23 protein-coding genes are annotated in these 24373 nt (G+C 58.1%); 12 read left to right on the top strand and 11 right to left on the bottom strand.

The features are described from left to right. Positions 1-22: 22 nt before the first annotated feature. The 6 genes from AC54XV_RS06450 to AC54XV_RS06425 are packed head-to-tail and all read left to right on the top strand — an operon-like array spanning position 23 to position 5020. Positions 23-1039 carry a formamidase gene (locus AC54XV_RS06450; protein ID WP_032656334.1) on the top strand — a complete coding sequence of 339 codons (1017 nt, stop codon included), beginning with the start codon at positions 23-25 and terminating at the stop codon, positions 1037-1039. 4 nt (positions 1040-1043) lie between these two features. Then, a complete protein-coding gene (biuH, locus tag AC54XV_RS06445; RefSeq protein WP_024639185.1) occupies positions 1044-1730 on the top strand; it encodes a biuret amidohydrolase in 687 nt (228 codons plus the stop codon). Next, positions 1727-3268 (top strand): ABC transporter ATP-binding protein, encoded by a 1542-nt coding sequence (locus AC54XV_RS06440; RefSeq protein WP_240845548.1) that lies wholly within the window; start codon positions 1727-1729, stop codon positions 3266-3268. Before biuH ends, AC54XV_RS06440 begins: the two co-directional genes overlap by 4 nt. Continuing rightward, complete coding sequence (locus tag AC54XV_RS06435; protein WP_004406595.1) at positions 3265-3942, top strand: cysteine hydrolase family protein; 678 nt, start codon at positions 3265-3267, stop codon at positions 3940-3942. Before AC54XV_RS06440 ends, AC54XV_RS06435 begins: the two co-directional genes overlap by 4 nt. Next, positions 3942-4337, top strand: coding sequence for an oxalurate catabolism protein HpxZ (hpxZ, locus tag AC54XV_RS06430; RefSeq protein ID WP_004406596.1), 396 nt, complete (start codon positions 3942-3944; stop codon positions 4335-4337). The genes AC54XV_RS06435 and hpxZ overlap by 1 nt, the downstream gene beginning before the upstream one ends. Next, complete coding sequence (locus tag AC54XV_RS06425; protein ID WP_054091527.1) at positions 4334-5020, top strand: GntR family transcriptional regulator; 687 nt, start codon at positions 4334-4336, stop codon at positions 5018-5020. Before hpxZ ends, AC54XV_RS06425 begins: the two co-directional genes overlap by 4 nt. Before the next feature lie 107 nt (positions 5021-5127). Here AC54XV_RS06425 and AC54XV_RS06420 read toward each other — a convergent pair whose 3' ends face one another. Together AC54XV_RS06420 and AC54XV_RS06415 are read right to left on the bottom strand one after the other, a co-directional pair. After that, positions 5128-5874, bottom strand: a complete 747-nt coding sequence (locus tag AC54XV_RS06420; RefSeq protein WP_058398986.1) for an ATPase — start codon at positions 5872-5874, stop codon at positions 5128-5130. Further along, positions 5861-6130, bottom strand: coding sequence for a hypothetical protein (locus AC54XV_RS06415; protein ID WP_004406599.1), 270 nt, complete (start codon positions 6128-6130; stop codon positions 5861-5863). The genes AC54XV_RS06420 and AC54XV_RS06415 overlap by 14 nt, the downstream gene beginning before the upstream one ends. 552 nt (positions 6131-6682) lie before the next feature. Between AC54XV_RS06415 and AC54XV_RS06410 the strand changes: the two genes are divergently transcribed. Beyond that, positions 6683-8929, top strand: coding sequence for a putative bifunctional diguanylate cyclase/phosphodiesterase (locus tag AC54XV_RS06410; RefSeq protein ID WP_011266860.1), 2247 nt, complete (start codon positions 6683-6685; stop codon positions 8927-8929). A gap of 51 nt (positions 8930-8980) precedes the next feature. On the opposite strand, the gene AC54XV_RS06405 is transcribed toward AC54XV_RS06410, so the two are convergent. Then, on the bottom strand, positions 8981-10351 hold the full coding sequence (locus AC54XV_RS06405; RefSeq protein ID WP_004406603.1) for a GntT/GntP/DsdX family permease: 1371 nt from the start codon (positions 10349-10351) through the stop codon (positions 8981-8983). Positions 10352-10670: 319 nt separating this feature from the next. On the opposite strand from AC54XV_RS06405, the gene AC54XV_RS06400 reads away from it, so the two are divergent. Further along, complete coding sequence (locus AC54XV_RS06400) at positions 10671-11927, top strand: sensor domain-containing diguanylate cyclase (RefSeq protein WP_024642478.1); 1257 nt, start codon at positions 10671-10673, stop codon at positions 11925-11927. Positions 11928-12013: 86 nt separating this feature from the next. On the opposite strand, the gene AC54XV_RS06395 is transcribed toward AC54XV_RS06400, so the two are convergent. Next, positions 12014-13753, bottom strand: a complete 1740-nt coding sequence (locus AC54XV_RS06395) for a dipeptidase (RefSeq protein ID WP_011266859.1) — start codon at positions 13751-13753, stop codon at positions 12014-12016. A gap of 358 nt (positions 13754-14111) precedes the next feature. On the opposite strand from AC54XV_RS06395, the gene AC54XV_RS06390 reads away from it, so the two are divergent. Beyond that, on the top strand, positions 14112-14321 hold the full coding sequence (locus tag AC54XV_RS06390) for a hypervirulence associated TUDOR domain-containing protein (RefSeq protein ID WP_011266858.1): 210 nt from the start codon (positions 14112-14114) through the stop codon (positions 14319-14321). Positions 14322-14434: 113 nt separating this feature from the next. Here AC54XV_RS06390 and sodC read toward each other — a convergent pair whose 3' ends face one another. The 3 genes from sodC to AC54XV_RS06375 all read right to left on the bottom strand — a co-directional run bounded on the left by sodC (position 14435) and on the right by AC54XV_RS06375 (position 16579). Continuing rightward, entirely contained in the window at positions 14435-14953 is a 519-nt protein-coding gene (gene sodC / locus AC54XV_RS06385; RefSeq protein ID WP_011266857.1) for a superoxide dismutase family protein, read from the bottom strand. A gap of 243 nt (positions 14954-15196) precedes the next feature. Beyond that, a complete protein-coding gene (locus AC54XV_RS06380; protein ID WP_003365244.1) occupies positions 15197-16207 on the bottom strand; it encodes a zinc-dependent alcohol dehydrogenase family protein in 1011 nt (336 codons plus the stop codon). Between the two features lie 63 nt (positions 16208-16270). Then, positions 16271-16579 carry an ArsR/SmtB family transcription factor gene (locus AC54XV_RS06375; protein ID WP_004406609.1) on the bottom strand — a complete coding sequence of 103 codons (309 nt, stop codon included), beginning with the start codon at positions 16577-16579 and terminating at the stop codon, positions 16271-16273. Positions 16580-16724: 145 nt separating this feature from the next. On the opposite strand from AC54XV_RS06375, the gene AC54XV_RS06370 reads away from it, so the two are divergent. The 3 genes from AC54XV_RS06370 (at position 16725) to AC54XV_RS06360 (ending at position 20438) form a co-directional block, all read left to right on the top strand. Next, a complete protein-coding gene (locus AC54XV_RS06370) occupies positions 16725-17516 on the top strand; it encodes a transporter substrate-binding domain-containing protein (RefSeq protein ID WP_011266856.1) in 792 nt (263 codons plus the stop codon). 107 nt (positions 17517-17623) lie between these two features. Continuing rightward, on the top strand, positions 17624-19279 hold the full coding sequence (locus AC54XV_RS06365) for a methyl-accepting chemotaxis protein (protein WP_080377097.1): 1656 nt from the start codon (positions 17624-17626) through the stop codon (positions 19277-19279). A gap of 166 nt (positions 19280-19445) precedes the next feature. Continuing rightward, positions 19446-20438 (top strand): hypothetical protein, encoded by a 993-nt coding sequence (locus tag AC54XV_RS06360; protein ID WP_011266855.1) that lies wholly within the window; start codon positions 19446-19448, stop codon positions 20436-20438. Between the two features lie 56 nt (positions 20439-20494). On the opposite strand, the gene AC54XV_RS06355 is transcribed toward AC54XV_RS06360, so the two are convergent. The 4 genes from AC54XV_RS06355 to cyoE all read right to left on the bottom strand — a co-directional run bounded on the left by AC54XV_RS06355 (position 20495) and on the right by cyoE (position 24372). After that, positions 20495-21514 carry a branched-chain amino acid aminotransferase gene (locus tag AC54XV_RS06355; protein ID WP_003314085.1) on the bottom strand — a complete coding sequence of 340 codons (1020 nt, stop codon included), beginning with the start codon at positions 21512-21514 and terminating at the stop codon, positions 20495-20497. A 151-nt stretch (positions 21515-21665) separates the two neighbouring features. After that, on the bottom strand, positions 21666-22307 hold the full coding sequence (locus tag AC54XV_RS06350) for a CatB-related O-acetyltransferase (RefSeq protein WP_004406614.1): 642 nt from the start codon (positions 22305-22307) through the stop codon (positions 21666-21668). A 37-nt stretch (positions 22308-22344) separates the two neighbouring features. Continuing rightward, complete coding sequence (locus tag AC54XV_RS06345) at positions 22345-23229, bottom strand: glycosyltransferase family 2 protein (protein WP_024642501.1); 885 nt, start codon at positions 23227-23229, stop codon at positions 22345-22347. A 255-nt stretch (positions 23230-23484) separates the two neighbouring features. Continuing rightward, a complete protein-coding gene (gene cyoE / locus AC54XV_RS06340; protein WP_003314082.1) occupies positions 23485-24372 on the bottom strand; it encodes a heme o synthase in 888 nt (295 codons plus the stop codon). Between the last annotated feature and the right edge of the window lies 1 nt (position 24373).

Genomic DNA, 24373 nt, shown 5'->3' with positions numbered 1-24373 from the left:
TCTTTTTTCGAGGAGACATTGCATGGCCAGTGGTCTTGGTGGTTTGAACAAGTCGCCCAATGGCGTGGTGATCGGCCTGGCGCAACTGGCGCTGCCCGATCCGCATACGCGCGAGGCGTTGTGGATGCAGACGCAGAAAGTGGTCGGCATGGTTGCCAAGGCTCGGCGCAGCAATCCGGGCATGGATCTGATCGTATTCCCCGAATACTCGCTGCACGGCCTGTCGATGAGCACGGCGCCGGAGATCATGTGCAGCCTCGACGGCCCGGAAGTCATGGCACTGCGCGAGGCGTGCAAGACGCACCGGATATGGGGCTGCTTCTCGATCATGGAAGCCAACCCGCACGGCAACCCGTTCAACAGTGGCCTGATCGTCGATGACCTTGGAGAGATCCGCCTGTACTACCGCAAGCTGCACCCGTGGGTGCCGGTCGAACCGTGGGAGCCGGGCGATCTGGGTATTCCGGTCTGCGACGGACCGCGCGGCAGCAAGCTGGCGCTGATCATCTGCCATGACGGCATGTTCCCGGAAATGGCCCGCGAGTGCGCCTACAAGGGCGCCGACATCATGCTGCGCACCGCGGGTTACACCGCACCGATCCGCCACTCGTGGAAAATCACCAATCAGAGCAACGCCTTCACCAACCTGATGCAGACCGCAAGCGTCTGCATGTGCGGCTCCGACGGCACGTTCGACTCCATGGGCGAGGCGATGTTTGTCGACTTCGACGGCACGATCATGGCCGAAGGGGGCGGCCGGCCCGACGAAATCGTCTGCTGCGAACTGCGCCCCGACCTGGTCCGCGAAGCCCGTCTGCACTGGGGCGTGGAAAACAACATCTATCAATTCGGGCATCGCGGCTATGTGGCGGTCAAGGGCGGCGCACGCGACTGTCCTTACACCTACATGCACGATCTGAGCGCAGGCCGATACCGTCTGCCGTGGGAAGACGATGTCGTGCATACCGATGGCAGCTCGTGCGGTTTTGCGGCCCCCGAGCGCGACTTCAAACCCACCCCCGGCAGCTGGAAGGAGTAACGCCATGAGCGAACGTCATATTGCATCGGCGCCCTACCCCTGGCCCTGGAACGGGCAATTGCATGCGCACAACACGGCCTTGATCGTGATCGACATGCAGACCGACTTCTGCGGCGTCGGCGGCTACGTGGACAGCATGGGTTACGATCTGGCGCTGACCCGTGCGCCCATCGAGCCGATCAAGGCGCTGCTCGCCACAATGCGCCCGCTGGGCTTCACCATCATCCATACCCGCGAAGGTCATCGCCCGGACCTCAGTGACTTGCCCGCCAACAAACGCTGGCGCTCGCAGCGCATCGGCGCGGGGATCGGCGACCCCGGTCCGTGCGGCAAGATTCTGGTGCGTGGCGAGCCGGGCTGGGAAATCATCGACGAGCTGGCACCGCTGCCCGGCGAAATCGTGCTCGACAAGCCCGGCAAAGGCTCCTTCTGCGCCACCGATCTGGAACTGATTCTGCGCACTCGCGGCATCGACAATCTGATCCTGACCGGCATCACCACCGACGTCTGCGTGCACACCACCCTGCGCGAAGCCAATGACCGTGGCTTCGAGTGCCTGCTGCTGGAAGACTGCTGCGGGGCGACCGACCCTGGCAACCATGCGGCGGCCCTGAGCATGGTCAAAATGCAGGGTGGCGTGTTCGGTGCGGTCGGCCACTCCTCGATGCTTCGCGACCTGTTGGGAGCATGATCATGCGCGCCCCGAGCCTTGAGACGATTGGTGCGAGCAAATATTTCGGCAGTTTTTGCGCGCTCGACGAGGTGTCCTTCAAGGTCCGCGCCGGCACCGTCCACGCCCTGCTCGGCGAGAACGGCGCCGGCAAGAGCACGCTGGTCAAAGGCATCATCGGCTACAGCCCGCTGCAGTCGGGCAGCATTCTGATCAACAACCGCGAACACGAGATTCGCACCCCGCGCGACTCCCATCAGTTGCAGATCGGTATGGTGTATCAGCACTTCACCGTAGCGCCGGGCCTGAGCGTGGCGGAAAACCTGGTGCTGTCGCGCGGCGATCTGCCGTGGCGTATCGACTGGGCCAGCGAGCACCAACGCCTGGAAGCGTTCATGGCAAAAATGCCTTTTCGTCTGGACATCTATCGTCCGGTGAGCAGCCTGGCGGCCGGCGAAAAGCAGAAACTGGAAATCCTCAAGCAGCTGTATCTGGAACGTCGACTGGTCATTCTCGACGAACCGACTTCGGTGCTCACGCCGCAGGAAGCCGACGAGGTGCTGGGGCTGATGCAGGCGATGGCGCATCGTGGCGAACTGACCGTCCTGATGATCACCCACAAGTTTCGCGAAGTCAGCACCTACGCCGATGACGTCACTGTGTTGCGCAAGGGTCGCTGGGTGGGCAGCGCGGCAGTGGCTGACACCACCACGCAACAGATGGCGGCGTGGATGATGGGCGAGGCCCAAGTACGCGGGGTGAGCAGCGAGCGCCCGGCGATGGCGGCCCGCCCGCCGCAGTTGCAGGTGGCAGGCCTGGATGTGCCTGGCGACAAAGGTACGCTGGCGGTGAAAAACCTGTCTCTGGCTGTTCACCCGGGTGAAATCGTCGGGGTTGCAGGCATCTCCGGCAACGGTCAGCGCGAACTCACCGAAGCGCTGCTCGGCCAGCGCGCCTTCAGCGCCGGGCAGATAGCGGTCGACGGTCAGCCTTACCACGCACGGCGTGAACAGATGCAGCGCCTGCGCGTGTTCAGCCTACCTGAAGAGCCCCTGCGCAACGCCTGCATCGGCACGTTCAGCGTGGCTGACAACCTGGCCCTGCGCAATTTCGACCAGCCGCCTCTCTGCCGCCAGGGCTGGCGTCTGGATCGTCGCGCAGCAGGTGTGCAGGCACGCAGCCTGATTGAGCAGTTCCAGGTGTCGCCCAACGACCCTGACCGGCCGATCGGCACCTTGTCCGGGGGTAACGTGCAGCGCGCTGTACTGGCCCGTGAACTGACCCACGACGTCGCGGTGCTGATCGTCGCCAACCCGGTATTCGGTCTGGACTTCGCCAGTGTCGCGCTCATTCACCAGCGCCTGATCGACGCTCGCAACAGCGGCACAGCGGTCCTGCTGCTCAGTGAAGACCTCGACGAGCTGCTGAGCCTGGCAGACCGTATCGTGGTCATTCACGACGGCGAACTGGTGTTTGAAACCCGTGCAGCGGACGCCGACCGTACCGAGCTGGGCCGACACATGGCCGGGGCCGAGCATCTCGCGGGGCAATCGGCATGAACAAGGTCAATGCGCGCCCTGACCGCTTCGCCTTCGACACGTCCCGTACCGCTGTGGTGATCATCGACATGCAGCGCGATTTCCTCGAACCCGGCGGCTTTGGTGCCGCACTGGGCAACGACGTCGCACCGTTGCAGGCCATCGTACCGTCCGTGCAACGCCTGCTGACGCTGGCGCGCGATGAAGGCATGACGGTGATCCATACCCGCGAATCACACCGCCCGGACCTTGCCGACTGCCCGCAAGCCAAACGTGACCATGGCTCGCCGGGCCTGCGCATCGGCGATCCCGGCCCCATGGGGCGCATCCTGATTCGCGGCGAACCCGGCAATCAGATTATCGACGCCCTGGCACCACTCGCTGACGAGTGGGTCATCGACAAACCCGGCAAAGGCATGTTCTTCGCCACCGACCTGCAGCAGCGGCTGAGCCAAGCCGGGATCACCCATTTGATCTTTGCCGGCGTCACCACCGAAGTCTGCGTGCAGACCAGCATGCGCGAAGCCAATGACCGGGGTTATCGCTGCCTGCTGATCGAGGACGCGACCGAAAGCTACTTCCCTGCGTTCAAAAAGGCCACGCTGGAGATGATCACCGCACAAGGCGGGATCGTCGGCCGGGTTGCCTCGTTGACGGACCTGGAGCAGGCGCTGCAGACAAGGAGCACACACTGATGGACATCAACCTCCCCCACGTGGTCGCTGAAGTGACCCACGCCTTTCACGACTACGAACGCGCCCTGCTGGCCAATGAACTGAGCACGCTGGATGCGTATTTCTGGAATTCCGAACAGACCGTCCGCTACGGCGTCGCCGAGAACCTGCATGGCGCCGAGACGATTGCGCGCTATCGACGCCAGTGTCAGCCGGTGGGACCGGGCCGCACGCTGCTGCGCACCGTGGTGAGCACCTTCGGTGAAGACTTCGCCACGGTCAGTACCGAGTTTCATGATGGCGTCACCCAGCGCCTTGGCCGGCAGATGCAGACCTGGGCGCGACTGGATGGCGGCTGGAAAGTCGTTGCCGCACATGTCAGCATTGACCTGAGCAGCCTGGAGCCACGCCCTTGAATTCCCCGAACACCACCAACGCGCTGGCTGAAGACGTCTATCGGCGGCTCAAGCAGGAGATTTTCGACTTCTACCTGCTGCCCTACGACCGCTTCACCGAAACCCAACTGGCCGACCGTTATCAGGTCTCGCGAACGCCGGTGCGTGATGCGCTGTACCGCCTGCAGCGCGAAGGCTATCTGGATGTCGAGTTCCGGCGTGGCTGGTCAGTCAAGCCTCTGGATTTCAACCAGATCGACCAGCTCTACGATCTGCGCATCGTGCTGGAGTGCGCGGCGGTCGAGCGCATCTGTGCCTGCGCCGACGTGCATCCGGAACTCACTATTCTGCGCCAGCACTGGTTGATCGATCGCGACTGCTGGCAGATAGACATGCAAGTGGTCGCCGACCTCGATGAACAGTTCCACACCCAACTGGTGGCCGCTTCAGGCAACCTGGAAATGGCCCGCATCCACCAGGAAGTGACCGAGCGCATCCGTATTGTGCGCCGCCTGGACTTCTTCAAAAGCGCGCGTATCGAACATACCTACCTCGAACACGCCGCGATCCTCAATGCCCTTCAGGCGCGCAAACGTGACGAAGCCTTATTGCTGCTGCGTTCCCATGTAGAGATCAGCAAACTGGAAGTACGCAAACTGACGATCTCCATGCTCAGTGATGCGCGGCGGCGGTATGAGGCGTGAGGTTTCTACGCTTCAAATCAAAACTTCTGGGGGGCAGGTCTGATACGTGAGCGCCTGTGCGCCCTGCGGTGGGCAGTCAAGAGTTTGTACTGCGATAAAGCGCACTTCTAAGATTCCGGATCGATAAGCCGTTCAAGCCCTTCAATGGCCACTTTGCACCACTCCGGGACTTCGTCAATTTTGTATTCGACAATCGAAGCGTCTGTGATTTCTGCTTCGAGTTCTGCAGTATCTCCAGAGTTATCAAACAAGTATGCTCGACTCGTTGCCTGGATAGCCTCCGGCAGTAACGCCAGGCATCTGTGATAACGGGCATGCACTTTCTCAGGGGTGACATTGTGCCCGCCCTCGCCAACACGAATCGCGATCCGGTTGATATTGATACTCGGGTTTTCAGTGGCAACGAAATATAAATAAGTCCGGTATCCCATCGCCTTGGCTTTTTTGATGAACTCCACTTTGGAACGGTCCGACATGACTGTCTCAAACGTGAAGCTGGCGGACTGAACAAGCAATTGATGCCTGATGAAATCAGCAACGACCGAGGCGTGGTAAGAAGTGAATGTGATGCCTTCAATCAATAGCGATTGGGCGGTGATGAAGAAATGCTCAGCCTGACAAGCCAACCGTTCTCTTTCAATGAGGGGGTGCGAGGAGAAAAACGCCCGGAAAGCTTGCTGATCATCTTCAATCGAAAAAGGGGAAAGATCTATAAACCCATTATCGCCCGCCTCACGCTCAAGGTCGTCGGCATTGACGTAAATGTAAATCAGGTCAGGATCAAGTATGCGCTTGATGGTGCTCTTGCCTGAACCGTTAGGGCCGGCAAATACGCGTAGCCTAGGTACGGGCACTGGTAGCGGACCTTGGGCCGATCCTGAAGGAGCCGGTCGCTACCTTGCGTCTCGGCGTGGAGGCACAAACGACTTCTTCAGTGCCGTCCGCACATTCGGCGACGATAAATCCTCCTTTGGACAGCAACACTGTCTGCCCGGAGGATTTTGCCTTCTCATAGGCCATTCTGGTGGCAAGGGACGCTTTGGCCGGAATCTGAGCTTCCAGCTCCTGAATAGCTTCTTCGGACAGTACATCTTCTGAAGATCTAGGCATTAATCCTCCTCGTCAGCATGTTCAGCGTAACCTCAATGGCCAGATCATAGACCGAAAACGCTTTTTTCGACACCAACCGATACTCGTCAGTGTTACCAATCATGAGAAGCGCCACGGTCTGACGGATCATGATGTGGGCGAAAGTACTTAGACAAAACCGCAAGCAAGAGCCCACTGAATTGAGGCGCATCAATCAGCCCATCCGGACATCCAGCCTCCCATGCAACCTTTTGAAACCTGCCCTGTCGTAAGCATTAGCGCGTAATAGCACTTAGGCATCAGCCTGTATTTGCTGTATTAATACATGAACCTCCACTGTTTATTCGGCCGGTGACTGACAGTCTGGCTCGTTATGCAATGGGTCAGTCGTCGCCTGGACTAAACGTCTTTTAGCAATATCAAGTCTGTACGTGGTCCTGGCTGAAAAATCAGCTGAACCCATCAGACCATCTCTCCGCGCAGCTGGAAGAGGTCCACGGAACGGGTCCACGGCTTATGCGCTGCCGAACATGATCCGGGCCACACATGCAAGCCATTCAGGAATAGCGATCGATGAACCCACAGGGCTATGAGCACGACCACGTCATACCGACGAATGTTGAAGATGTTGCCAAGGTATTGCAGGCAGCTGCTCACTCCGCCTCGTGCACCGCCGCTTTGCTGATGGTATCCAGCGCTACAGGCTGGGAACAGTTGGTCAGCTGCGGCCAAAGCCTGCTCAAAGCGGATGAGGCATGGTTGAGGATGGTCTCGTCGTATGGCGACGTGGTGCTGGTCGGTCAGGACAGTCCGGCGAATGCGATCCAGACCAACAGCCCGGGGACTACCCTGATCTACGTTGCTATCCGTGGCTTCAGGCATGAGTTGCTGGGCGCGATGCTGTTGAGCAACAGCGATGGCGCAATGGTGCTGAGCGCTGCGCAACGCTATGCGCTGCAGGCCCAGGCGGTTCATATTCGTACCTACCTGCAACCGGGACGTGATCCCGAGGCCAACAATCCGCTGGTCACCTCGTTCGAACGCCTGCGCTTGCTTGAATCGGTGGTCATCAACGCCAATGACGCGATTCTTATCACCGAAGCGGAACCCATCGATCTGCCCGGCCCGCGTATCGTCTATTGCAACCCTGCGTTTCTGGCAATTACCGGCTTCACGGAAGAGGAAGTCATAGGCCGCACGCCCCGGATCCTGCAGTGTGAGGACACCAGTCGGGCAACGCTGGACATTATTCGCGAGGCTCTCAGTCACTGGCGACCGGTTGAAGTCGAATTGCTCAACACCCGCAAGGATGGCAGCCAGTTCTGGGTCGAGTTGAGCATTGTGCCGGTGGCCAACGAAAAAGGCTGGTTCACCCATTGGGTATCCGTGCAGCGCGATATCACCGAGCGCAAGGAATCTCAGCAACTGGCTCAGCGAGCTCGTCTGGAGTGGGAGGAAAAGCTTGCGTTACAGAGCCGGCTGGAGGAACGCGAGCGCATGTCCGAAGAGCTGACCTATATCGCTTTTCACGATGAGCTGACCTCACTGTTCAACCGCGCTTACCTGATGAACGAATTGACCACGGCATTTGAAACCCGTAAGTCTCGTTACGAACGGGCAACGGTACTCTTTCTGGACCTGGACGGTTTCAAGGTGGTCAACGACAGCATGGGGCACCTGGCCGGTGACCAGTTGCTCAAGGGGGTCGCGAACCGATTGCAGACCTGCGTTCGCTCGAATGATGTGTTGGCGCGAATCGGCGGCGACGAATTTGCGATCCTGCTGATGGGCAAGGATCAGCCGGAGACTGCCGTAAAAATGGCTGAACGCATCGTGAGCCAGTTGAACACGGCAATCCAGATCGAAGGCCAGGACATTTTCATCTCCTGCAGCATCGGCATCGTCAGCGCAGGCGAAAGTCATACCAAGCCCGAAGAGTTGCTGCGTGACGCCGATGTGGCCATGTACTCCGCGAAAAAACAGGGCCGAGGACGCTGGAGCATCTTCAACACCTCAATGCGCGAGGCGGCGATCGACACGCTGATGATTCAGAACGCGTTGCGCCAGGCACTGGAAGACAAGGATTTCCTGGTCTTTTATCAGCCGATCTACAGCGGCAACTGTGAACACCTGGTCGGGGTCGAAGCCCTGGTCAGATGGAACCATGCCACCATGGGCATCATTTCTCCCGATGCGTTCATCCCGATTGCCGAAGACCTGGGGATTATTCATGAGCTGGGTGCCTGGGTAATGCACAAAGCCTGCAGCGAAGTGCAGGCCTGGCGCAAGGAGTTCTCTCATCTGGACCTCAGGCTCAATGTCAACGTGTCCGGAAAAGAGTTGAGCCATCCCGGATTCGTCGATCGGGTAACACGGATCATTGCCTCCACCGGCCTGCCTGCTACACAACTGCAGATCGAGGTCACCGAGTCGGTGTTTCTCTATCAGCCTGACGCGATCGCGGAGATTCTCCGGCAGATCAGGCAGCTTGGCGTGAGAGTGGCGCTGGATGACTTCGGCACGGGTTACAGCTCGCTCGGCTACATCGACCGTTACCCGATCGATGCCGTGAAGATCGATCGGTCCTTCGTGTCCCGAATGATGACGTATGAGCGCAGCGAAGCCATTGTCAGCAGCATCCTGTCGCTGGGACGAGCGCTGAACCTGGATATCACGGCGGAAGGTGTGGAGACAGCAGAACAATACAACCTGCTGCGCAAAATGGGCTGCCCTTACTTTCAGGGTTATCTGCTGAACAGGCCGATGCGCTCAGAGGCATTGCTGCATATCATCAAGTCCGCAGCCGAATGCACTGCCTGATTTACGCCGACGTTGATGGGCCGGACTGATTCCCGGCCATTACGCAGCACTTCACGTCAACCAGTGCCACAACAGCAATGTCCCGACCAGCCCGACCACCGACACGATGGTCTGCAACACCGACCAGACCCAAATGGTTTGCTTGAGTTGCAGGCCGAAGTATTCGCGGACCATCCAGAAGCCTGCGTCGTTGACGTGGCAGAAGAACACCGAGCCGGCACCGATCACCAGCGCCACCAGCGATGCCTGCACCGGCGCCAGCCCGGCCATCATCGGCGCAAGGATACCTGCCGTCGTCGTGGTCGCCACGGTCGCAGACCCGGTGGCCTGACGCAGTGCCACGGCAATCAGCCAGGCGAGCAGCAGATAAGGCATGTGCGCACCTTCTGCCACCTTGCTGATGGTCTGGCTGACACCGGCATCCAGCAGCGTCTGCTTCAGACCACCACCCGCGCCGATGGTCAGCAACAGCACAGCGATGGGCGCGAGGCTTTTGCGCAATGTACCGCCGACGTGCTCACGGGAAAGCCCGTTGGCCCAGCCCAGGCAAACCGTTGCCGCCAGCACCGCGATGCCCAGCGCCACCAGGGGCTCGCCTAGAAACTTCAAGGTCAGCGCGATGTTGCTTTCAGGTTCCAGCGCTATCTTGGCAAAGGTGCTGCCGAGCATGAGGATCACCGGTAAAAGGATGATCAGCAGCGAGATGCCAAACCCAGGCTGCCGGCTGGTTTCAGGCTTGGCACTGAACAACTCACCCAGCTCGGCGGGCTCTTCAACGTGCATGCGCCCGGACAGCCAGTTGCCGTACAGCGGGCCGGCGAGAATCACTGCCGGCACGGCAATGCACAGCCCCAGCAGCATGGTCAGCCCCAGATCGGCATGCAACGCGCTGACCGCAATCAACGGGCCGGGATGCGGGGGCATCAGGGCATGCAAGGTGGTCATGCCCGCCAGTGCCGGAATCGCGATTTTCAGCAGCGGCTGACCGGACTGACGCGCCATGACGAAGATGATCGGCACCATTAGCACCAGACCAACCTCAAAGAACAGCGGCAAGCCGATGACCATCGCCACCAGCGCCATTATCCACGGCAACGTGCGGCCCTTGCCCAGCCTGAGCAAAGTGGAAGCGATGCGATCCGCAGCCCCCGACTCGGCCATCAGCGCGCCAAGCATTGCCCCCAGCGCGATGATGATTCCGGCCTCGCCGAGAATGCTGCCCGCGCCTTTGCTGAAGGCCTTTGCGACAGCCTCGGCTGGCAAACCTGCGCCGATGCCGGCGATGAACGTGCCGACGAGAATGGAGAGAAAGGGGGGCAACCTGGTGGCGCTGATCAGCACGATGATCGTGGCGATGGCAATCAGGCAGCAGATAATCAGGCGGGTGTCGTGAAACACCCAGGCAGCAGACGACAAATCCAACGCGGACCTCCTGGCGTTCGTTTTTTCAGGGTGCTTTTCAGCGCACTCCTCGAAAGAATCAGAAACAATTAGTTTCAATTGACCGAACGATACCGGAATGCGACATCGCGTCGCAGTTAATATTTGCCAAACCGGTCAGATACTTGGGCGCTGCATGGGGGCGTTATGCACCCGTTTATTCATGGAGGTATAGTGCCTGTGCAACCAGTGCTCAGTGCCTGCGGTCCAACCCACGGCATCCATCGTCCAACCGGCATTGCGTCACACATTATCTGATCAGAGCCGCGATCAATTAACGGATCACTCGACAGGAAATCAGATGACCTCATCCAGCCAGCGTCTTGCCTTGCTTGAAGCAGTTGTTGAACAGTCATTCAATGCCGTATTGATCACCGACGCCAATCTGGCCAATGGCGGCCCCTTCATTGTGTACGTCAATCCGGCATTCTGCGCCATGACCGGCTACACGGCCGAGGCATTGATCGGAGCCTCGCCACGGATCCTGCAAGGCCCGGACACCGATCCCCAAGTGATCGAGCGGATGCGCGAATGCCTGAGCGAAAGTCTTTTTTTCGAAGGGTCGACGGTCAATTACCGCGCGGACGGAAGTCCTTACATCGTCGAGTGGAAAATTTCTCCCGTGCGCGACGATGCCGGTACGGTATGCAACTTTGTCTCTGTGCAGCAGAACATCAGCCCGCGCATCCGGGCCGAGCGTGAGCAACACCTGCTGGCGCAGGCGCTGAACGCTGCGCTTGATCCGATTATCATCACCGACTGCAATTCCACCATCGTGTTTGCCAATGAAGCCTTTCAGCAGATCACTGGCTACAGCAGCAGCGAAATCCTCGGCGAAAACCCGCGAATGCTGAGCTCTGGAAAACACGATGAGGCGTTCTATGCGCAATTCAAGGAAGCGCTGAAGAGTGGCGCCCCGCTTCGCACGACCTTCATCAACAAGCGCAAGGATGGCTCGCTGTTCTATGCGGAGCACAGCATTTCTCCACTGTGTAATCTGGAGGGCGCAATCACCCATTACGTCAGCATCAGCCAGGATGTGACCACACGCCTGGGCCGTGAACAAAAGTTGCTGGAGATTGCGCACAGCGATCCGCTGACCGGGCTGGATAATCGTCGCTCGGCCGAGCATACGCTTGAGCGGCAGATACCTGCGGTGAGCATGTCGGGCAAGCCGTTCAGCCTGATCATCTGCGATATCGATCATTTCAAGGCGGTCAATGACCGTTACGGCCATCCTGCCGGGGACAGCGTAATCACCAGCGTTGCGGCCATCCTCAAACAGCGTATCCGCCTCCTGGATGTCGCCGCTCGATGGGGAGGAGAAGAGTTTCTGATCCTGGTGCCCGACAGCTCGTTGAAACAGGCTGCCGAACTCGCGGAGCGCATTCGCAAAAGCGTTGAAAGCCTGGTGATTCCGGAAACCGGATCGGTGACCATTTCTCTGGGCGTTGCAGAACTCAGCGCCGGGGAAACGGCCGCCAGCCTCATTCAGCGTGCAGACAAGGCGCTTTATCAGGCCAAGCGCCTGGGCCGCAACCGGGTGGAATGCGCTTAGACCAAGACTTGGTTTTACTTGTTGCCCGCCTCGTTTGCCTGCGCATTGAACCCGGGCCTGTCATTGCAACAGGCCCGGAAATCGTGTCAGAGCTTCGGCAGTTGTCCGATACGCCCCATCATCTCGGTGACGATCTGCAGATCCAGCAAGAACTGCCCGGTGGTCTTGAACTCGTTATCCGTATGACCGGTGTATTTGACTTCGGGTCTCGCCAGACCGAACTGCACACCGTTGGGTAATGAATGGACCGACGTCGCGCCAGCCGACGTGCCAAAGGTGTGTTCCATACCGAGATTTTCACTGGCGACAGCGAGCAGCGCCTTGACCCACTCACCCTCGGGATTGCGGTACATCGGCTCGGCAATGGAATAGTCGAACGCTGGCTTGATCGCGGTTTTCGTACTCCAGGCCGCCAGCTTTTCGGCGATTTCGGATTTGAGCACCTGTGGGGACTTGCCCTTCGGCACGCGCAGATTGACCGCAAGCTTGAATGCCTTTTCATCCATTGCGACGTACGTCAGTGATGCGGTCAGAGGCCCCATGAAGTCGTCGGAGAACCCAACGCCCAACTTGCTGCCCAGGTAATCGAGCCCCCAGTTGTCGGCGGCATAGCGAGCAGCGTCGGTGATCTGGTTATGTTTGAGCGCAACCTTGCCCTGCAGGCTGTTGATGAAATCCAGCATCCTCGCGACCGGATTGACCCCGGACTGGGGCGCCGATGAGTGTGCGGATACGCCGGTCACGGTCAGTTTGACGTCCTTGCCGTCGACCCTGGCATCGACCTCGAAGTCACCGCCATTGCTTTTCACGTACTCGGCTCCGGCCTGTTGCAGACTGGCAGCAAGCTCGGCAGGTTTGTCGGTCAGCAGAGTGGCGACCGACTTCGATGGAATCTGATTGGTGGCCATACCCCCGGTCATTGAAACGATCTCGGCACCCTCGCCTTCTGCCTGGCGTCGGGCAAAGCTGGCCATGACCGTGCCGTAACCTTTTTCTGCGATCACAACGGGATAACCGCCATCCAGCGCCAGGTTGTAGGCGGGCGTCGGGTTACGCTCAAAATAGTAAGGGATGGCGTCGCCGGCGGTTTCTTCCGTGGTATCGATCAGCAGCTTGAAGTTTCTGGCCAGCGGCAGTTTTTCTTCCTTGATGACTTTCATGGCATAGAGCGCCACCACAATACCGTTCTTGTCGTCTTCGGTACCGCGCCCGTACATGCGATCACCGATCAACGTCACCTTGAACGGGTCCAGACGAGTGCCGTCAGGCAAGACCCAGTTGTCCAGCGTGACCGGTACAACATCGGCATGCACATGAATGCCCACCACTTCATCACTGGCCCCGTCGAGCGACACTTCATACACACGGTTATCGACGTTACGAAACTTCAGATCGAAGCCTTCGGCAAGGCTCTTGATCTTGTCGGCAATCTTTATGAACGCCGGGTTTTCGTGCTGGGCAACGCCGTCGACACGAACCGTGGGAATCGCCACCAGCTCACGCAGGGTTTCAGTCGCCGCGCTGCCGTACTTCATGCGGGTATACAGACCGAGCAGGCGATGAATATCGTTTTGTTGCGCTGCGGAAAGTGGTTTGTTATCGAGAAAGGCACTGATGGCCGGGCCAAAATCGGCAGTTTTAACCACATCAGCGTTGGCCAGACTGTTCAGAAACTGCCTGAAATCCTTTACCGACGTATCACTGAACGTCTTGAGGATGACGGCGCTCTGTTGTGCAGTGACAGTGGCGTTTGCCAGACTGGCGAACGACGAGAGACTGGCCAGGATCAAGGTGGAGGCAGCCAGTTTTTTGAGTGACAGATTCATTATTGAAGGCATTCCTTGGCAAGCAAAGCGCGAATGTTCTGATCGTTTGATCAGCAAGCTTTTCAACTTACACCAAGAGCAATGATGCGAGAATCCCTGTTTTCCTCTTTCGCCTCGGACAATGCGCGGCCGTGTTGCAGGACGCCGTCAATAACAGCCCGGGTTTGATCATTGGTAATCTGTGCGCCTGTAAGCCACTTCCTCATGTCATCACTTCCTTGATAACGGACTGCAGATACATGAGCAAGATAAAGGCCAACCACATGATCAACCGCAGTGAATTCTTGCCGCGCCGAACACTCCGAACAGTACCGAGCGAACGCTGCAGATCAGTCGCTCCCCACTCGAGGACATCTGAATGACCACCGCATTCAAAGTTGGCGACGCCGTACACTGGAACTCCGAGGCAGGCCAGGTGCATGGCAAAGTCACCAAAGTACATGTGCAGGACGTGGAGTTCATGGGCAAACATCGGCCCGCTTCAAAGGACGATCCGCAGTACGAAGTGAAGAGCGACAAGACCGGTCATTCGGCGATGCATCATGGGGGTGCACTCAAGCGCGCGTGATTGCTCAGCGCCGAGACAAACGGAGCACGGCGCAGCGCCCGACTTACTCAGGCGATAAAGAAAGCTTTAACCATTGGCGCGCCTGCACCCTAAACGGATGCAGGCACGCTGCATCAGATCACGCCGCAGGCAGCACGATCACCACCACCGCCCAGGGGTGCGGGGTGGTCGGAATGGTTGTCGCCGCCGGCGTGAACCATCAGCGCATGGCCTTTGATTTCCGAGAGCTTCTTCAGGCGTGGGGCAAGCACCGGATAACTCGCGGTGCCGTCAGCAGCCACGTACAGCGCAGGCAGATCGCCTAAATGGCCATCGGCGTAAGGCCCCAGATGCTTGCCGGTCTTGGCCGGGTCGAAGTGCCCGCCAGCCGCGAGGGCTGCGACCTTCTTGCCGTCCTTGGTACCCGCTTCGCAACTGCCGTTTTCATGCACATGAAAACCGTGGATGCCCGCAGGCAGCTCTTTCAGATTCGGAGTGAACAGCAAGCCGTATTGGGTTTCGCTTACCGTAACGCTGCCGACAGGTTTGGGGGCGCCGTCAGCGCTGACCAGATTGATCGGAACGTCCAGCGATGCAGCCTGAACACCGAAAGAGAAAACGCCAAGCAGACCCAGCAAAAGGTGAGGTTTCATAATTCAATGCGTCCCTGATCTGATAATCGAAGTGAACGTGGCGCCAGGCAGCGCTGACGCTGCACAGCACGAACGTCTTTCATGCCACAGAGGATGTGACCACAGACCTGCGAACTTGATGCAAGGAAATGAGCGGGGATCGCCAAGGAAAGTAATGCAAGACTTCACGACTGGCCCGCCGACACCAGGGTCGGCAGGCCAGCGCTGTTCACCTGTGCTCAGTTAACAGCACAGTGTTGCGGATCAGATATCCAGGCAGATCTTGCCGAAATGCTGATTGGTTTCCTGATAACGGAACGCTTCGACGATGTCGGTCATCGGGAAGGAACGGTCCATGACCGGACGCATGCCGTTGGCATCAATGGCACGGATCATGTCCTGTTGCTGGGTGCGACTGCCGACCAGCACGCCCTGCATGCGCAGCTGTTTGACCAGCGCCGGGACGAACTCCAGTTGACCGGCAACACCGCTCAGAATGCCGATGACCGAGATGTGCCCAGCGACCCGTGCCGCATTCATGGAATGCTGCAGGGTCGATGGACCGCCCACGTCGATGATGTGATCAACACCACGGCCGCCGGTCAGCTTGCGGGCAGTCTCGCCCCAGTTGCTGTCCTTGCGGTAGTTGATCAGGTGGTCGGCGCCCATGGCTTGCAGACGCTCCAGCTTTTCATCACTCGACGACGTCGCGATAACGGTCGCACCGACCATCTTGGCGAATTGCAGCGCGAAAATCGATACACCGCCAGTGCCCTGTACCAGAACGGTATCGCCGGCTTTCAACGCGTCATCGACCATCAGCGCACGCCATGCGGTCAGGCCAGCGGTGGTCAGCGTGGACGCTTCGGCATGGCTGTAGCCCTTTGGCGCCAGGGTGAACGAGGTAGCACGGGCAGTCACCTGCTCACGGGCATAACCGTCGACGCCATCACCCGGCACCGTGACAAAACCTTCAACCAGCGGCTCGCCGCTGATCCATTCCGGGAAGAACGTGCTGACCACGGAGTCGCCAACCGCGAACTCGCTGACGCCCTCGCCTACTGCGGTGACTACGCCTGCACCATCGGCCATGGGAATGCGTTTTTCCGTTGGTGCCCACATGCCGGTGACGACCGCAAAGTCGTGATAGTTGAGCGAGTTGGCGTGCAGACGCACAGTGATCTCACCGGCTTTCGGTGCAAGCACTTCGCTTTCGCCCACGCTGACCTGATCGTAGCCGCCGCCAGCCTGCACATAGATGGTTGTATTGCTCATGGTCAATCTCCTATCAATTCAACATTACGCAAAATGACGAAATGTATAAATAACGCTCAAAGCCTAGAGTTCTTTCTTGAGCCTGTCGGCAAACCGGTCGATGGCCTGCTCGTCACGGCGAAAATAGGTCCACTTGCCAATCCTCGTGGCCTGAACCAGCCCGGCACGTTGCAGGATGGCCAGATGCGCAGACGCGGTAGAAGCCGACAGGTTGGCCTTGGCCTGAATGTGCGACACGCACACGCCTATCGCCGGATCACCGTGGTCCTGGGGAGGGAAATGGGCTTGCGGGTTTTTCAGCCACTCCATGATCAACATGCGAGTGTCATTGCCGACCGCTTTGATTTGCTCAAGAATCATGGAGGACAACATTACGCTTTTTTACGAAATGTTCAACCCCTGATTTACGCTGCCCCGTCAACGGCATGTTTTGATTACAGCTTCACATCGGCCTGACAAATGAAGCAATCTGTCGACTTCAATAAAACCGACTGCACCGCTGCGAGTATCCAGACTCATGATGAATCTTAAATACAGCGCCCTGACCGCCTTGTTGCTGGGCATCACAGGCATGGCTCAGGCTCAGGACTACACCTCGCATCTGGACAAGGTGCTGCAGGCTGGCCAGCTGGCTGTGTGCACCACTGGCGACTACAAGCCCTACTCCCTGCTGCGCGAAGACGGCGAATACGAAGGCATTGATATCACCATGGCCCGCTCACTGGCCAAGAGCCTGGGGGTGAACGTGCAGTGGGTGCCCACGACGTGGAAAAACCTGATGCCGGACATGGTGGCCGGTAAATGCGACATCGGTATGGGTGGCATCTCGGTGAGCCTGGAACGCCAGAAAAAAGCGTTTTTCAGCAACACGCTGGACGTCGATGGCAAAATCCCGCTGGTCCGCTGCGCCGATCAGGCCCTGTATCAGACTGTCGAGCAGATCAACCAGCCCTCTGTGCGTTTGATCGAACCTGCCGGTGGCACCAATGAAGCCTTCGCTCGCGCTCATCTGCCAAAGGCGTCGCTGGCCTTTCATGACAACAAGACCATCTTTCAGGAGCTGCTGGACAAAAAAGCTGACGTGATGATCACCGATGCTTCCGAAGCGCTCTACCAGCAGAAACGCATGCCGGGCCTGTGTGCCGTCAACCCGACCCGCTACATGCAATACGGCGAAAAAGCCTATTTGTTGCCACGCGACGATGTCGCCTGGAAAGCCTATGTGGATCAGTGGCTGCACCTGAGCAAGGCCACTGGCGAGTATCAGCAGGCGCTGAGCGAGTGGCTGGCAGTACCCGCCACCCCTTGATAGACATTATTTAGCCATCACCTAAAGTCAGGATTTTCTACGCCGATACTTATTTGTTCCTCGGTATTACTGACGAGGCCATCAATAGGCTTTCACAGGGAAATCCCATGTCCCAGATTCAAACGACGGCTACCAGCGGCATGACCGTAAAAAACAGGCTGATGGCGTCTACATTTGCCATCATCGCTGCATTTATCGTGCTGTCGGTTTTCATGATCCAGACGCTCAAGACATCCACCGCGAATGTCGACGCCCTCTACAACAGAGATTTTCTGGCTACGGAAGCGGTCAACAATATCGATGGTGCGCTTACGCGGGTGGATATCAATATTTTACGCATGATCGCCATCGGCAACCCGGAGCAGACGGCAGGCTGGAAGAATGAAAACGAAGCGGCCTTCAGCAAGCTGGATGAGCTGACCGCCCAGTTGAGCAAGAACACCGCAGAAACCCTTGATGTGACCTTGACCCAACAATTGCAGCGTGGCTATGTCAAGTTGCGGGACGGCATGCGGCACCAGACCAGCGTGATCCAGACCGGTGATATCGCCGCCGCCACCAACATTAACCGCACCGAAGTCAAACCCTTTGCCGAGCAGGTGTTCAAGACCCTGCAAACGCTGCGCGAACAAGGCAAGCAACGTGCGGGCGAGCGTTTCGATGCGCAGGAATCAAGCGCCACTCAAGCCAATAATCTGTCCATCGCCGCCACGCTGACAATCGCGATACTGGGCGTGATCGTGACCCTCATGACCATACGCAGCATCCTGTCAGCCATTGGGGGCGAACCGAGCACCGTCGCGACGATCACACGCACCATCGCCCGAGGCGATTTGAGCAGCACGATCAACATCAGCGCCAATGACACTTCCAGCGTTGCTGCTGCGGTCGTTGCGATGCAGACTCAATTGCGCGACACCCTGCAGCAGATCTCCAGTTCTGCAACTCAACTGGCCGCCGCTGCCGAAGAGATGACTGCAATCACCGAAGACGGTGTGCAAGGCATCCAGCGTCAGAACAACGAAATCGACCAGGCCGCCACCGCAGTCAATGAAATGACCAGCGCAGTGGAAGAAGTCGCGCGCAATGCCGAGCATACGGCGCGCTCGTCCAGTAATGCGACCAGCGCCGCGCAAGACGGTCTGGGGCTGGTCAAAAAGACCGTGACCTCAATCAACACCATGAGCACGGATGTGCAGAAAACCGCGACCCTGATTGGCGAGCTGGCAGGTCAGTCCCGCGACATCGGCAAGGTGCTGGATGTTATTCGGGGCCTTGCGGAACAGACCAATCTGCTGGCGCTCAATGCGGCGATCGAAGCGGCTCGCGCGGGCGAGGCTGGACGCGGGTTTGCCGTGGTGGCGGATGAAGTGCGTGCTCTGGCTCACCGCACTCAGCAATCCACCAGCGAAATCGAACGTCTGGTGACCAATATTCAGAACGGCACCGAACGCGCAGTAGGCTCCATGCGCGGCAACACCGAGCTGGCCAGCGAAACGCTTGGCATTGCAGAGGGCGCGAACGAGTCTCTGACCGTCATCAGCGCTGCCGTGAGCGAGATCAATGATCTCAATCTGGTGATCGCCAGTGCGGCCCAGCAGCAGGCCCATGTCGCCCGGGAAGTGGATCGCAACCTCATGAACATCCGTGACCTTTCGGCGCAATCTTCGTCTGGCGCGCAACAGACCGCCAGTGCAAGTCGAGAGCTGTCAACGCTGGCGCTGGACCTGAACAACATCGTGGGACGCTTCCGCCTGTCCTGATTCAATTTGCACCCTTTGCACCCCTTGCGTCATAGCGCAAAGGGTGCAGCCGGGTATTTGATTTATCCCGCCCTGCCCGCCGTTTTTCACGCCATTTCACATATTTTGTTGCAAGCGCTCTACGCCTGAAATAGCGTGTTGTCCTGAATGTACAAGGACGATCCGCATGAAGCCCAGCAAGCCCATCACCCGCGCATTCTGCGTTGAACTGCAGCAAGAGCTGTCGATTGCCGCTGCCCGACGCGAATACTTTTCCCAGGAGCCACCACGTACGCGCTTCGAGTTTCTCTGCTCGAACGAAGCCTGCCGGGCGCTGGGTGCCAAAGTGACGGGCGTGCGCTACGACGTGAAGCCTCAGGACAACCCGACCTTTGTCGCCGCGCACTTCCGTGCCAATCCGCATTACGACCACTCGCCGGGCTGTGAATGGGTGGACGAGGACGAAGACGACAAGGCCGCAGACCCGATTGAAGAAACCGATGTCCAGACGCGTCTGCGCAAGGCCAAGCGCAAACTGGATGATTACATCGACGTTTTCGACCCGACGATCAAGGAGCCGGCCAAGGAGAAGTCCGGCCTGGAAAAGGCTGGCGCACCGGTGCAACGTCCACCCGCTGCCAATCCGCCAATAGAGCCTGCTACGCCGAAGGTGCCCCGTTACAGCGAGACCCGCACCAATAACCTGGAACGGTTGGTGGACAGTTATCGGCAGGCCAAGGCTGAGCTGTCACTGGAAGACTTCAAGCTGCTGAAACTGAAAATTCCGGGCCAGGGCGAAGTGTCGCTGCGCTCGTATTTTCGCCATATCAAATACGCACAATCAGGCGATAACGGACGGGTGCTGTTCGGCGGCGGTCTGATCGAACAGCGATACGGGCTGGGTTTCAAGTTCAGGTTCTTCGACCGTCTCGACGGCAAACTGGTGACGCTCTACGTGTCGCCTGCGCAGATGCAGGCCTATCGCTCCAGCCGCTACATCAGTGAGCTGCTGAGCCATGCGGAGGACGTGAAGTTCTTCACGGTGTATGCGCTGGGAACCGTCACCCTGAGCCCTTCAGGCAAGAGCTATAGCCTGGAGGTCGACGACTTGCGGCATCTGGCGATTGTGCTGGGGCCGGCGAAAGAGCCGCTTGAGGAAGAAAAAACACCTGAAGCCTGAACCTGTGGTCAATGATCGTTCCAGCGTTCGACGCTGGAACGATCCGGGTCAGCTCATCACACCTTGACGATCCAGCCGGCTGGCGCCTCGATGTCACCGGACTGAACGCCGGTCAGCTCCTTGTACAGACGCTGAGTCACAGGACCGACTTCGGTCTGGCTGTAGAACACGTGCAGGTTGTCCTTGTAGGAAATCCCGCCGATCGGAGTAATGACCGCAGCCGTACCGCATGCGCCGGCTTCCTTGAACTCGCCGAGCTGGTCGATGAACACATCACCCTCTTCGACCGTCAGGCCCAGACGGGATTTCGCCAGTTCGATCAACGACAGGCGGGTGATACCCGGCAGCACCGATGGCGACTTGGGCGTCAGGAACACATCATCCTTGGTGATGGCAAAGAAGTTGGCCGAGCCCACTTCCTCGATCTTGGAATGGGTCTGCGGATCGAGATAGATGCAATCTGCAAAGCTGTGCTTCTTGGCTTCGGAACCGGGCATCAGGCTGGCGGCGTAGTTACCGCCGACCTTGGCTGCACCTGTACCGTTGGGCGCAGCGCGGTCGTAGCCGGAGATGACGAAATTGTTCGGCTTCAGGCCACCTTTGAAATAAGCGCCCACCGGAATGCAGAAAATCGAGAAGATGAACTCCGGCGCCGTGCGCACGCCGATGTTGTCACCCACACCGATGACGAACGGGCGCAGGTACAGCGCGCCGCCGGAACCGTAAGGCGGGATGAAGCGTTCGTTGGCCTTGACCACCTGCTTGCAGGCTTCAATGAAGACATCGGTCGGGACGTGGGGCATCAACAGACGGGAGCAGCTGCGCTGCATGCGCTGGGCGTTCTGATCGGGACGGAACAGATTGATCGAGCCATCCTTGCAGCGGTAGGCCTTGAGGCCCTCGAAGCACTGCTGGCCATAATGCAGCGCGGTCGACCCTTCGCTGATATGCAGCGTGTTGTCCTCGGTCAGTGAGCCCTGATCCCAGGCACCGTCGCGCCAATGAGAAAGGTAGCGCTTGTCGGTCTTGATGTAGTCAAAACCCAGAGTGTCCCAGTTGATGCTTTCTTGACTCATAACGCCCTCTATCATTTTAGCGACTGCCTGGTCGAGTCAGGCCAATGCCTTATTCTGCCAGATCATTCAGGCCATGAGGCTCGAAATAAATGCAAACCGACATGGCATTTCTGAAGCAGACATGCGGGCAGACGCCTCATGAGTCCAGCGGTCACCCGACCGGTAGCGGCGGCGATGCCTGGCGCTGGCGGATATAGTCGATAAATGTGTCCATATCCGAACTGCACAATGTTCGTGCGACGGACTTGACCTCTTCGACAGGCCAGTCCCACCAGGCTGCCTGGAGCAGCAACTGGCGAATGTCCTCGTCGAATCGCCAACGGATGAATTTGCAGGGGTTGCCGCCCACCACCGAATAAGGAGCCACGTCCCGAACGACCATCGCACCTGCCGCGACAATGGCGCCATGGCCGATGGTGACACCCGACACAATGGTTGCATTGGCGCAAATCCAGCAGTCGCTGCCGATCACTACATCGCCCTTGCTTGGCGCGTAATCCTGAATATCTGCGACTTGCCCGACCATCGCCGGGAATGGGTACGTCGTAATCCAGTCCGTGCGATGCTCACCGCCCAGTAGAATTTTCACGCCCTCGGCAATGGAGGTGTAAGCCCCAACCCTGAACACTGAGTCGTCACCGAAGTCGACAATATCCGGAATGCCATAAGTCCCGACGCCGACTACCGCACGCGGGTATTTCAATCTGATTTTTTCGGCGTGCCTGTCCAGTTTGTCCATCTTGCGCAACTGTTTGCGTATTTTTCTATTTTTCAACAGCTCGATGAATTTCATATCTTCAATCACATTTTTTTGGACAGCCAGGCCGCACTTATCGATAGCTCAACAGCAAACGCTTGCAGCGCCGCAAGGTCGTTCTGTTGATCTGCCTCCATGGGATGGAAAACAACAGACTCCAGGCATATCGCTTGTCCGCAACCGCGGCGTATTTCAAGGCTTTGTTGATGGCCTGAGTTCGACCGCTCTGGTATTCGCGATGATCCCGATAAGGCTCGATGCTTTTCAGGTCAGCCTCAAGCAACACCTTGTACTTGCGTGAAAGGTTGTTCGGGTGACGTCGATAGCGCGTGACGATCTCGGGGAGCACATGAATTTCATAGCCCAGATGAGCGATTTTCAGTGTCGCCTGAAAATCCTGAACCTTTATCTGCGGGTCATAACCGTTTGCATCCTTGATGGCCTTCATGCGGTACAGAGCAACCGGCGCACCGACGACCACCGCGTCGCGCAATATGTCGTCGAACGTCAGCCGCTCGATGTAATCGCGCGACTGACGTTTTATTTCCTTGCCGTCACCATCCATGTAGCTGACCAATGCGCCGACACAGCCTACTGCGGGATGCTCATCGAGGTACTCGGCACGGATACGCACCGAAGAGGGAAGCATGATGTCATCCAGGTCCGGCGTGGAAAGGTAAACGCCTTTGGCGTAACGCAGACCATGGTTGAGGGCAGCACTGACGCCCTGATTGGCCTGGCGGTAGAGCTGGAACGGATAGCGTTGCTGCAGGGACTCGAGCATGGCGATGCTGTTGTCGGTAGAACCATCGTCGACGACGATGACCTCGAAATTCTTGTAGTCCTGAGCAAAGATGCTCTGAATCGCGACCTCAAGAAATCGCTCGGCGTTGTAGCAAGGGGCTACGATGGAAACCAAAGGGCTGGGCGAGAGGTTTTGACTTTCTGAAGACATCATGGATAGCAGCCATAATCATGATCAGCCCTGACGGGCTCGGAAACCGGATATCTGTAACGGGTCGCTTGAAAACGGCACATCATGGGGCAAGCGCTCCTGTTTTTCCATGAAAGGTCAAAAACGCCCTGCAAACAGGCGTTTACAGCCGCCAAAAAACTATCGGCATGCCATTTCCTTCAACCAGTGTAGATCGACACTCAAAAAAAACCCCGTTCTTCGCAGAACGGGGTTTATCAGGTCGCGTATCAAGTGGAATCAGAAGGCGTAAGTCACCAGCAATTCTTTTGTCACCTGAAAGTCGACCGACATCATCACGCTCAAGGCAGTAATGGTGAAGATCGAAAACACGAACAGCTTGCGAGCCCAGACAGTATCGTCAACGGCCTTGTAGCCCTTCCAGGCCATGTACAGCCAGTACATGCCCATACCCGCTGCGACAGCCAGGTAGTTGAGGCCCGCATAGCCACCGACGGTCAACATCAGGGTCGCCACGAGGAACGCCAGGATGTAGAGCATGATGTGGCGCTTGGTGACCAGAATGCCGCGCTTGACAGGCAGAACCGGGATCTTCGCAGCACGATAATCATTGAAGCGGAAGATGGCGATCGCATACGAATGCGGCATCTGCCACAGGCTGAACATCACCAGTAGCGTCAGGGCCGCAAAGTCGAAGCTGTTGCTCACTGCGCAGTAGCCAATCACCGGCGGCATTGCCCCCGAGAGACTGCCCACCAGCGTGCCGTGAACGGATCTGCGTTTCAGGTACAGGCTGTAAAGGCCGACGTAGATCACGAACCCGATCACTGCAAACAGTGCGGCCAAGGGATTGGCCTCGGTGTACAGCAGGCCAACGCCTGCAATACCGAGCAGGGTTGCGTAGAGCAGCGCCAGTTTCAGTGAAACCAGACCCTGCACCAGAACCCGGTTACGGGTTCTCTCCATTCGCTGATCGATATCGCGATCGATGCAGTTATTGAACACACAACCGGACGCAACGACCAGGGAAGTACCGATGACTGCAGCGAGGAACACGCCGAAATCGATATTTCCCTTGGAAGCCAGAAAAAAGCCACCTGCCACCGAAAGCACGTTACCGAAAATGATCCCCGGCTTGGTGATTTGGATAAAGTGCTTCAGTGACATC

The sequence above is a fragment of the Pseudomonas fragariae (ex Marin et al. 2024) genome (assembly GCF_059621105.1).
Note: the sequence above shows the minus strand (reverse complement) of the source record. Positions and strands in the feature narration are given on the sequence as shown.